The organism is Microcystis sp. BLCC-F209, assembly GCF_041928595.1.
Taxonomy (GTDB): domain Bacteria; phylum Cyanobacteriota; class Cyanobacteriia; order Cyanobacteriales; family Microcystaceae; genus Microcystis.
The window spans coordinates 1-10,756 of record NZ_JBHFLL010000038.1 but is presented as its reverse complement, the minus strand read 5'-3'; the positions used below and the strand labels follow the sequence as shown (position 1 = coordinate 10,756).

Below are 10,756 nucleotides of genomic sequence, written 5' to 3'. Positions count from 1 at the left end.
AGACCTAATTGGTTAAGCTAAAAGCTTTGATGTGCTTAGTTTCTAACCTTCTTTTTAGGTAGGAGAATTGTCAGATTCTGTCTTTTGCCTCTTGCCTGTTGCCCCTTGCCTTCAGAAGCTGAAAACTGAAAACTGATAACTGATAACTGATAACTGATAACTGATAACTGATAACTGATTAGGCTGCATCATCCCAGATGGGGGTAAGGGTTTGATAATCGTAGCGGGAAGCGTTGGGATGACAGGTGACACAGGTGGTGTGACCGAGAGGAGTGGGTAAATTGACCCTAGGATGCAAAACCTTTACATAGCTGGACTGTTCAATTAGGAGGGGAACAAAAGTAGTCTCCCTAAGAGGGCGGGAAGAATAACTGAGATAATCCCAGATAAGACGCTGAGTAATGCCGACAATTGGTTTTAAACGGATACCATAGTGAGAATTAGGATTTTCTAGGATTTTTTTCCAAGTTTGACTCGGTAGGATACTGGGAGCAATGGCAATATGGCAGCTGGCACAATTTTCTAGATAGGTTTGCTGTCCAATTTGATAACGATTCAGCACTGTATCCGAGGAAGTAGATTGGGCGATCGCTGGTTGTTGAAGTAGCGAAGCCAGTAGAATACCCCCTAGAATACTGAGGAGAAAGAGGATAAGAAAAAAAATCGATTTCACTTGACCGCTGGAAGGCATAACTGGGATAACGGGTAATTGAACACAATTTTGACACTCTCGCCATCACACAGCTTTGCGGTGTGATGGGAGATTCTTGCTTCACAGAAACCTGCTTTTTGAGACGAATCCCAACGAGTCTTACAGTCTCTCCACAAGCTTAAACTCCTGACTGCCCATCAGTATTTGGGCTCTTCTGGTTTATGTGTGGAAACGAGGTCTATACTGATATTTTCTAGTTTCTTCTGCGGCTCGACTGAGCGTCGCCGAACGTCAAAATAGCCCTAAAAGTCTTGCTTGATAGGTATTTCACGGTTTCATAAGCAAAAATCATAACACAAAGTCGAGAAGAGCCTCTTAACTTTTTTTATATCAAAATTACTTGAACGGGAGCATGAAAAGGGGAGAATTAATCCCCCCCATCAATTTAGACAAAGAAACTATTGACCGCAATAGTGCCGAGCGCCGGTAAACTACCCGTTAACCCAGTAAGATTAATCACCAAATCATTAGCACTTTGGAAGCCTGCTGTACCATCGTTGATAATTAGGTAAGTGGTAGTAGCATTAGCAACCCGCACTAAAACAGCACTGTTAGTTCCGAGAGCTTGATTTCCGGCTGTTGCCCCATTAGCATCGGTAAAGACGTTAGTAACAATGGTGTTAATATTGGTCGTGGTGCTATCTGTTGCCCGGGTAAAAGCGACCGGGGCATTAATTGCCGCACCAAATTGACAAGGCATTACCCGTGCCATTAAGATTAAGCTAAACGGCTTTTACTTCGGATCACCGATATAGACTCCAAAAGGGTTATCGCTATTGGATCATGCAGGTTAAGCGCCGTTTAGCTTACCAGTACCAGTGAGGACGAGATTTTCTACGTTGTCAGAAAGGGTATAGAAAATGGAAACTCGCAGTGAAACACCTCGTGAAACTTGGCTGCAACCGATTGTCGCTCTTCTGGGAGAAGGGGAATTCGCCGAGGCTTATGCTTTGGCTGCATACTTTCCTAACACTCGCAATAGGCAACTCGTACAACTTGCTGCATTGTTGGGACAAAATAAGGTGACAGAAGCCAGCGATCTTTTGGGGGGATTATCTCGTTCATGGATCAGAATGATGTTAGTCAAGGGATCCCCAGTGATGTCCGGAACGGTTCTTCAAAGCCTTGTAGCTGAATTTGCAACTATTTTGAGCCAAGTCGATTTGGACCTCCTTGAGACAGCTTATCAAGCTATTAAGGATCAATATTTCGAGTTGGCTGATTTCTGTATTCAATTTCAACTGCTCACTCATCCAGAAACAAGCTTATCAGTAATCCGTGAGGGACTAAGGCTAAGAAAAACTGAATTTGTTCAAGACATAAACTCATATGTAAAGGGGGAACCGACGATTAAGGTTCCACCCGGCAAATTGGCAGGTGGAGAAGCGGATTTAAACAGAAAATATATCGGCAACCCGGGTTATTTTAACTCGAATAAAGGGAGTATTAACGAGCGTGGGGAGTTTATTCGGCCGCCTTGCTCTGAGCAGCCTAAACCCCTTCCGTCGTCTAATAGCGTAACAATTCAACGCCACACTCGAATCGAATTCCCATCAGAATGTGTTCTTGAGCAAAAAGCTGAGTTAAAGATTCAGCTAACTCAAGAGATTCCAAAATTTACTCGTGTTCCAGAAAAAATTTGGCTTACAGTAGGACGTAATACTAAGCAAGTTAAACTAAATGTCAAGGTTACTGCTCCAGCATTTGCCATAAGACCTTATCAACAGCAGTTGACTGTTCCAGTTAAAGGCGATTCCAACGAAGTGATTTTTACCCTTGTTCCTCTTGAAAGAGGTGAGCAAGTGATTGAGATTGAGTTTTTCAGAGGAGCAACAAGAGTTGGGTATGTAATCGTTCAAACTAACGTAACTTTCTCATCATATCATGAAATATCGCCAAAAGTTTTATCAATGGAAGACCCAATTGATGGTCTCAAAAACTTAGAAAGTATGACGGTTAATCCCGATAAACATACACTTAATGTTACTTGGATTGAGAGAGAAAGTAAATTACTCTATACTATCTTCCCTGCCAATCGCTTAGGCGAGTGGGAGAAAACAATTCCTAATATTCAGCAACAAATTGAAGATGATTTGCGAAGTTTGAATGCTTTCCTGACAGAAGTAGTGCAACAAGGAAACCCCTCTGATGAGCGTTGGGAGAGTATCTGTTTCAATCTTCAGAGTGTTGGCGCTAACTTGTTCGAGATGTTAATTCCCTCTGAAGTGGCCAAACAAATGGGAACTTGGAAGATTGGTTCTCCTGTCATTATTTCCACTAATGAACAGTGGATTCCTTGGGAATTAATGTACAACGGCGAAGATTTTTGGGGAAAGAAGTTTATTATTGCTCGCTCTCCTCGCCTCAGCGATAGTCAAGATTTACCAGATAAAAATAGACCTGAAAGTAAGGGAAAAAGACAAATCAAGCGGATTGTCAATATTGTCGGTGGAGATGTACCTTCCTCGGAAGCAGAGCGAGCTACCCATCTATTCTCTAATCTTCTCCCCCCGGAAGCGGTACAATTGTTAGCTAAACAGCCAATTTCGTCCCTTGTAAAAGCTATTCCAGGCACAGATGCGCTTCATTTTACCTGTCACGGACATTTAGAACCGCACCTACTCCAAATTGCTGGCGATAAGAACAAAACTCGGATTGAAAACTTGCTCCCTGAAACCATCCAAAGGCTACCCCTTGATCCGGGTAGTCTTGTGTTTGCTAACGCCTGTGCTTCAACCGTTCCCGTGTTAACCTTTGGAAAATTTAGCAGTTTTGGCTGGAAATTTTATCAGCGTGGTGCAGATGCTTTCATTGGAACTTTAGGAGCCGTACCAGTGAAATATGCCGTCAACTTTGCCGAAATTGTTTACCGTGAATTATTCAACCCAGATGAGAAAATTACTATCGGACAGGCTGTAGCCAAAGCCAAAGAAGTTGCAGCCAACGAAAGAAACTTATTCTGGCTACTGTATTGTATTTATGGCGATCCAGATTTCTCGATTGTACAGCAAAAAAATTCCAAGGAGGAAGACCATGCCAATTAAAGTATATGCCACAGCCGTCGATCCAGCTTCAGTTAGTAGCTTACAAACTGAGGATGAGGAAATCCTGACTACTTTGGGACCACAAGAGGAAACCGTCGCAGTTCAGTTGCAAGAACTCTTTGAATCTGTGATGGAAGCTCTTTCAAGCAAGGTAGATGTAGAAAGTCAGTTGACTGTTGAAATTAATGGTTCAGTCAGCCTAAAGGCGCAGGGAGGACTCAAATATCTGTTTTTCAACATTGGAGCAGAAACAGCCAATACAAACACGATGAAAGTTACCCTATCTACAACTTTGCAGCCAAAAATACAGAAAACGAAGTAAATGTCCACCATTAAAACAAAAAGCCAGAGGTCGGTATCCGGTCTCTCAAAGAAAACGGGTTTCTCAAAGAGTTTCTCAAAGAAAACCGTTTTCTAGATATTGATTTTTGCCAAAGACTGCTTAAATTCTGCGAGAGAATTAGCAGTAGCTGCTAATTTAACAATCTCTTGTAATGTAGATAGTACCGAAACTTTATTCAGGTATTGTTCCACATCTAAAGGAACTTCACCTAAGCGAGCTTGCAAAACTGTTTTGACAAAATCACGAGCATTTTCTAACGCTCCAATTTCCTTACCGATTTCCTTACCGCGTTCTATCCCTCGTAACTCCCCAATTTCCTTACCAATTTCTTTACCGCGTTCGATTCCTCGTAACTCCATATTACTCATTAAAGGCATGGTTCTTTCCTCCTCAAATTGTTTGATTTTACTTTCTAAACTTGACTGTAATTCAGCGGATAAAGTCATCATATTGTCGATGATTTCAAACAGTTTAATTATCTGTTCTCTCTCGAACTCCTTTTCATATAATCCCCTGATTAACTTCCACTTCCACTGTTCCCGTTGTGGCAGCTTCCCAGTAGTCGCTTTTGTTTTCAGGTGTGCCATCACTATTATAGCAAAGGGATTGCTACTTGTTTCTAGTTCTGTCCATCTTTCCTCATAGTCCAGTAATTTAACCGTTGGGAATTTCAGACTCACTTCACAGCCAGCAATGGTATAATTATAGGAATCTGGTCGCCAATTTACTCGTTCATCTCCTAAAATTGCCAGACTGATAACTGGTTTCTGATACAAATCAAAGGCACGATAGTTATAAATATACATCCTCTGAGGGAAGTTTTCTTCGTATTGACTTTGAATTTCAATATGAATCAAAATCCAGACTTCTTCACCCCTGAGTAACCAGACTTTATAGAGTTTGTCAGCGAAACGTTTTTTTGTCTTTGCTGAAGCGGTAATCCGTTTGAGTTCTTTTTCTAGAGATTCGGGAGTTTTTGTCCAATCAATTAGTTGGTGAACTTCAGGAAAAAAGAAGCTTAAAAACGCTTCAAAATACTCGCTTAATGCTTCTTTCCAGGGTTCATCATAATTGGCGGTTGTTGGGTTCATGGCGAGTCGCTGTCAATCAGAAAGTTAGGCGATCCTCTAGATTCATTATTCCCCATAAATATCATCAATGCTACTTGTCGTCACAAAACTTCCCATGAGAGCAACCTACATCTACATCTTTGTTCTAACATTTATTGGTAAAACTATATAATGCCGTCAGATAAAGGGGGTCGGAACCAACGGAACCGGGGAAGATATCCTTAACTAAAAAAGGAGTTGACATGATTTTTTCCTGAATAAAGGGTGAAAATTTTAAAATCGCCGTTTCCCGCACTTGGGACGGCCCTAGTCGTTACCATGCCAAGAAGCGGCTCAATCATCGCCGTCAGCGTTAGGTTTCATTCTTCAACCCAACCCACGTTCACCTCTGGTATAGATTAGAATCGATTATTAACATTGATTTTTGCTTATGATTTATTATGGTTTCAGTGGGTATTAATGGGGGTTATTATAAACAAACCAATCAATATTATTTATAAAGTTTTTTGAACGGCTCTTCTGGTTTATGTTTGGAAACGAGGTCTATTCTCGCGAAACAGGTGCAAGATTTTCAGAGAATCGTGCTTCAAAACCTTGCGTCTTTATCGGCCCGCGTCCTGTAGTGGCGAAGCATTCGGATAAAAAATCTACGGTTTCACCGATAGGTTATTGCCCGAATGCTTCGCCCGTACTTTTTGCCGCAAACCCTAGATAGAGTTCTATAGCAGCGGGCAGAAAGCAGTATTTTCGCTGCTTTTGCCCCCTTTTTAGAGAGATTCTTCCCTCACGGAACCATCTTCTTGCACCCAGGCGAGATTTTTAATCATCCGATCGCGGGCATAGGTACGAAGTTGTGCCTCGCTGCGACCCCCTAAATCGATCGCCACTCTCAGATTCGGATCACCGGTGCGAAGGGAGCGAGCTTTACTAAAAGTCGCTATCTGGGCGTTATTACCCAAAGGGATAAGTAACCAGTCGAGGGGGGGAGCTTGACTGGGTAAAGTCTGCCCCGATAATAAACTTTCGTGCAGTTCTTCGATATTCAGGGAAAAACCGATACCCGGAGCCGATTGACCCTGGGGATGAAAAACGCCCAATAATTGATCATAGCGTCCGCCCTGGCCTAAAATACTGAGATTTTGCTGGTGATCACTAACCGCCTTAAAAACGATGCCGGTGTAGTAATCAAAGGTTTGAATCAGACTTAAATCGAGAATTAGGGGAAAGGGTTCAGAGCGATCGGCATTAAGCAGCTCTACTAGGGATTTAAGGTTATTAACGGCTTTTTGGGCCGATTCTTCCCGGGCTAATACTGCCACTCGTGCGAGGACATCCTCAGGATTACCGCGCAGGTGAAATAATTGTCGGGCTTGCTGCCGGAGGGTTTCATTGGGATAGGGAAGATTTTCGAGGCTAACGTAGTCGAGGAGGGCTAAACAGCGTTTCACCTGTTCGCGTAAGGGATCCGGAAAGGGGGAAAGTAGGGAACGAGTCAAACCGGCTTCTCCTAAAATAATCTGCCAGTTAGGGACGGCCAAACTATCGAAACAGTCGGCCAGGAGCAGTAGAATCTCGGCATCAGCTAGTAAACCGCCAGAAAAGAGCAGTTCTACCCCCGCTTGATAGAATTCCACTTGACGACCGTGATAACCGGCGCTAGGGCGACGAAAAACGTTAGCCCGATAACAGAGACGTTGGGGATAGGACTCCCCACTCATGCGGGTGACGGCACTACGGGCAATGGAAGCGGTTAATTCGGGGCGTAATCCCGATAGTCCTTGACTATCCCCGTGCAGTTGGATCACGGCGCTGGGATCGATCGCACCGCCTGCGGTGAGGGTATCGAGCCATTCAATGGTGGAGGTGACGATCCTTTGATAGCCCCAACGCTGAAAGACAGACTGAAGGCGATCGTTAATCCAGCCTTTTTGGGTAACTTCTAGGGGTAATAAATCCCTTGTCCCCGCCGGGGGTTGATGAATCATGGGAGTTTGCTAATCAAAATCGGTGGCACTGGTAGTCCTATTTATTCTTTTTACCACCAAATAGAGACCAAAAACCGCCCTTGCGCTCCCCTTCCTTTTTTTGTCCCTTCTGATCTTGCCTTTCAGTGTTAGGATTAACCACTTTATCTAGTTCCCGTTTGCACCTAATCACCGTCGCATCTTTGGGGCTGGCTTTCCATGCCCGATTGATATGAACCCGGGCCATGGAGAGTTGATTTTGTTGCAGGTAGGCCAAACCGAGCAGGGCGTGACAGATGCTATTATCCGGTTCTTGCCGCAGGGCATCGCGCAATTCTCGCACAGCTTGGGCGGGATTATTTTGGTCAAGAGAGGCTTGAGCGCGGCGAATATAAGCTTCTAGGGGCGATTCGTTGGCTTTAGCCTGGGCTGCCGTGGTGGCAGCAGCTGCCCCTAACTCGGACTGGTTAGAATTGCCCTGGGAGATAAAGACTTTCGGGGTGGCTTTCTTGTTGCCCCGACCTTCGGTTAAGATCAGATAAACCAGATTGAGTTCACTGAGTTGGGCGATTTTCTCATAGGCATTTTCTAGGGCGGTATATTGATCGATCGCCAAAGATTGCAGGATTTTTTGATAGGCTAATTGATAGTTAGCACTAGATTGGGCTAGTTTTCTAGCCGGTTCGCTATTGATGGTGATTTTACTCAAATCTCTCGCCATTGCCTTGCCCATTTGTGCTAAAACCAGCCGGAATTCTTCCCGAGATAGGTCGCGGCCCAGATGTTCGTGGGCCGGGTTAACTAATTTTGCCAGTAACTGATTAGCCTGTTCCCTGGCGGCGGGGGTGTGAATGCGACAGGTATCGGGATGGAGTTTATAGGCGATTTTTAAGTAACGCTCGCGAATCTCCTCCTGTTCGGCATCGATCGAGACTCCTAAAATAGCGAAGTGATCGATTAAATCAAATTGAAATAAACCCCTGGAAATTGGAAAAGGCATACGGAAGATCTTATCTCCAATCAAAATGATAATCGCAATCAATGTTAAAATAATTAAAACTGAAAGCTCCAAGAAGCCGCTTTTTGCAGAGCTTGGCTTAAGGGGGTGTGAATCTGTCCATTAGTGGCTAGGATTCGCCCCGTTTCTATCAGAAAAGGACTTTCATCGTAGGCGGTAATTTTACCCCCAGCTTCTTCGATCAGAATAACTCCCGCGGCCAGATCCCAGGGATTAATCCCTCGTTCCCAATAACCATCTAAGCGCCCACAGGCCACATCGGTTAAGTCTTTGGCGGCAGACCCGCTGCGGCGTACCCCTTGGGTCAGATGGGTCAGATAACAGAATTCGGCATAATTATTATCGGGGGTTTGACAGCGATCATAGGCAAAGCCCGTCACCAGTAAACTTTTTTCTAGTTCACTCGTCCGGGAGACATGGATGGCACGACGGTTCAGGGTGGCCCCCAAACCCCTGGCAGCCCGAAATAGTTCCTTTCTAAAGGGATTATAGATGACTCCCACTGCTGCTTTCCCTGCGATCAGTAGTCCGATGGAGACGACGGCTACGGGATAACCATGGGCATAGTTGGTGGTTCCATCGAGAGGATCGATCGCCCAGAGATACTCGCTATCGGTCCTTTGCAGTTTTCCCGATTCTTCCGCTAAAATCCCATGTTCGGGAAAGTGACGGCCAATAATTTTGAGAATTTCTGTTTCTGCTCGACGATCTATTTCCGTCACTAAATCGCCCGATCGCCCTTTCTCTTCTATTTTCTCGATTTTACCCCAATTATCCTCGATAATTGTTCCTGCCGCTAGGGCGGCTTCACTGGCAATGTCTAGGTATTTTTCTAATTGGCTGCTAGTATCTGGCACGATTAATCCCGAATCTATTCTTCATCTAAGGGTAAACCAAAACGCACTTTCCCACGGGCAAAAAAGCGACCGAATTGCAATTCATAGACTTCATCTTCGTCTTGGGTGGCTACTTCCATATCGCTACGGGCATAACTGACACAAAGTAAAGCATAACCTCTGGCTTTTAATTCCGGCGATAGTCCAATCGCTTCTGGTTGATCGATATCTCCCGATAATACCCTGACCGCGCAGCTGGTACAAGCTCCATTGCGACAGGAAAAGGGTAATTGATGACCCTGTTTTTCCAGACTGTGCAGTATATATTTATCCTCTGGAACGGTGGTGACAAATTTTTCGCCCGTCTGACGATTGTGAACGGTGATTTGATAATATTTAGTCATAGTTTAGTTAGTCGTAAATTATAGATGCAATTCTAGGTAGTTCTGGCTCTTCGTTACTTGCTATGGTTCGATAGGGGGGCATAAATCGACTCAATCCTTATCTGGCAAGAGATTTAATTGATTAGTTCGCTCTAGAGCGAAAACAGTTGACAAAAATAGCAGCAATGTCTGTCTCTATAAGCTGACAGGGGGACAAGCAGGCTGAAAAGCTTATGTAGCATGGAATACAGATACAGACTCAAAAAAAAGATAAGTCATATATAGTAAATATAACCTAGATAACGAAAATGATAAGTGAACTATACCAGAAAGTCTTAGAGAATGAACTGGGGCGAGCCAGATATCTACTGTTGTTAGTGATAGTTGGAACCTTGCAAATACTAAAGCAAGCCAAGTTAGAGATATTAGCAGAAGCACTACCAATACCAATCCTGTTTGAGAGTCGGAGAAAAAAACTAAAAAGATTTTTAAAGCTGGAAATTCTGAATATTGAAAAAATCTGGTTTGTCTGCCTAAAAGAGATGTTAAAACAGCAGGAGAGATTCACAATAAAAGGATTAGTATATATTGCCATAGACCGGACGAGTTGGGGAGCAATAAATATCTTGATGGTGAGTCTAATTTATGACAAGAGAGCCATACCAATCTATTGGGAGATATTAGATAAAAAAGGAAGTAGTAACCTCGAAGAACAGCAGCGAGTATTGGGGAAAATATTGACGGTGCTATCAGGTCATAAAATAGTGGTGTTAGGAGATAGAGAATTTTGCTCGGTCAGTCTTGGAAAGTGGCTTCAGAAGGAGAGTTTGTACTTTTGTTTAAGACAAAAACAAAGTACAAATGTGAAGAAAAAAGAAGGAATTTATCAAGAAATGAGAGCCTTAGGTTTAAGTCGAGGAACTAAACTATTTTTGAATGATGTCAATGTTACAAAAGAGCAGGGGTTTGGAGAGTTTAACTTTAACTTAGCTGGTAAGTGGAAAAAAACCTATCGGGGTTTTAAAACAAAAGAACCTTGGTATATTCTGACTAACTTTGGAGATTTAGAGACGGCAATAATTGCCTATCAAAAAAGATTTGATATTGAGGAGATGTTTCGAGATTTTAAGTCGGGAGGCTATAGCTTAGAAGGTTCTCAATTAGCACCGCAATACCTATCAAAGCTGATAATTGTTATAGCTATCGCCTATACAAGTGCCACACTACAAGGTAAAAAAATTAAGGATATGGGAATCCAAAAATATGTCACAAGACCTGAAAAAAGATATAAAGGTCAACGCAGACACAGCAGTTTTTATGTGGGTCAACATCTCTATCATTGGCTCCAGCTACATCAAATGTTCCAAAAAAATATAGAAGAGCTAA

The 10,756-nt window shown here is 43.3% G+C and carries 9 protein-coding genes and 1 pseudogene; 3 read left to right on the top strand and 7 right to left on the bottom strand.

Going from position 1 to position 10,756, the window contains the following annotated elements:
• Window positions 1-178: 178 nt before the first annotated feature.
• Both ACE1AQ_RS02965 and ACE1AQ_RS02960 read right to left on the bottom strand, forming a co-directional pair.
• Window positions 179-691 carry a dihem cytochrome c family protein gene (locus ACE1AQ_RS02965; RefSeq protein WP_106908623.1) on the bottom strand — a complete coding sequence of 171 codons (513 nt, stop codon included), beginning with the start codon at window positions 689-691 and terminating at the stop codon, window positions 179-181.
• Window positions 692-1,097: 406 nt separating this feature from the next.
• A pseudogene (locus tag ACE1AQ_RS02960) lies at window positions 1,098-1,403 on the bottom strand (bluetail domain-containing putative surface protein); the annotation flags it as partial.
• Window positions 1,404-1,572: 169 nt separating this feature from the next.
• Between ACE1AQ_RS02960 and ACE1AQ_RS02955 the strand changes: the two are divergent.
• Together ACE1AQ_RS02955 and ACE1AQ_RS02950 are read left to right on the top strand one after the other, a co-directional pair.
• A complete protein-coding gene (locus tag ACE1AQ_RS02955; protein WP_008197759.1) occupies window positions 1,573-3,756 on the top strand; it encodes a CHAT domain-containing protein in 2,184 nt (727 codons plus the stop codon).
• The gene (locus ACE1AQ_RS02950) at window positions 3,746-4,078 is read left to right on the top strand and encodes a hypothetical protein (RefSeq protein ID WP_004268142.1); all 333 of its coding nucleotides are present in this window, start codon (window positions 3,746-3,748) and stop codon (window positions 4,076-4,078) included. Before ACE1AQ_RS02955 ends, ACE1AQ_RS02950 begins: the two co-directional genes overlap by 11 nt.
• Window positions 4,079-4,170: 92 nt before the next feature.
• Here the strand turns inward: ACE1AQ_RS02950 and ACE1AQ_RS02945 are convergent, their stop codons facing one another.
• The 5 genes from ACE1AQ_RS02945 to ACE1AQ_RS02925 all read right to left on the bottom strand — a co-directional run bounded on the left by ACE1AQ_RS02945 (window position 4,171) and on the right by ACE1AQ_RS02925 (window position 9,391).
• Complete coding sequence (locus ACE1AQ_RS02945; protein ID WP_110545932.1) at window positions 4,171-5,190, bottom strand: Rpn family recombination-promoting nuclease/putative transposase; 1,020 nt, start codon at window positions 5,188-5,190, stop codon at window positions 4,171-4,173.
• A 746-nt stretch (window positions 5,191-5,936) separates the two neighbouring features.
• Window positions 5,937-7,154, bottom strand: a complete 1,218-nt coding sequence (locus ACE1AQ_RS02940) for an ATP phosphoribosyltransferase regulatory subunit (protein WP_110545931.1) — start codon at window positions 7,152-7,154, stop codon at window positions 5,937-5,939.
• A gap of 37 nt (window positions 7,155-7,191) precedes the next feature.
• The gene (locus ACE1AQ_RS02935) at window positions 7,192-8,133 is read right to left on the bottom strand and encodes a J domain-containing protein (RefSeq protein WP_110545930.1); all 942 of its coding nucleotides are present in this window, start codon (window positions 8,131-8,133) and stop codon (window positions 7,192-7,194) included.
• A 53-nt stretch (window positions 8,134-8,186) separates the two neighbouring features.
• Window positions 8,187-9,008, bottom strand: a complete 822-nt coding sequence (locus tag ACE1AQ_RS02930) for an inositol monophosphatase family protein (RefSeq protein WP_106908625.1) — start codon at window positions 9,006-9,008, stop codon at window positions 8,187-8,189.
• Window positions 9,009-9,022: 14 nt separating this feature from the next.
• Window positions 9,023-9,391, bottom strand: coding sequence for a 2Fe-2S iron-sulfur cluster-binding protein (locus ACE1AQ_RS02925; RefSeq protein WP_008197780.1), 369 nt, complete (start codon window positions 9,389-9,391; stop codon window positions 9,023-9,025).
• A 287-nt stretch (window positions 9,392-9,678) separates the two neighbouring features.
• Between ACE1AQ_RS02925 and ACE1AQ_RS02920 the strand changes: the two genes are divergently transcribed.
• The coding region (locus ACE1AQ_RS02920) for an IS4 family transposase (RefSeq protein ID WP_374807814.1) at window positions 9,679-10,756 on the top strand (1,078 nt) is incomplete at its 3' end.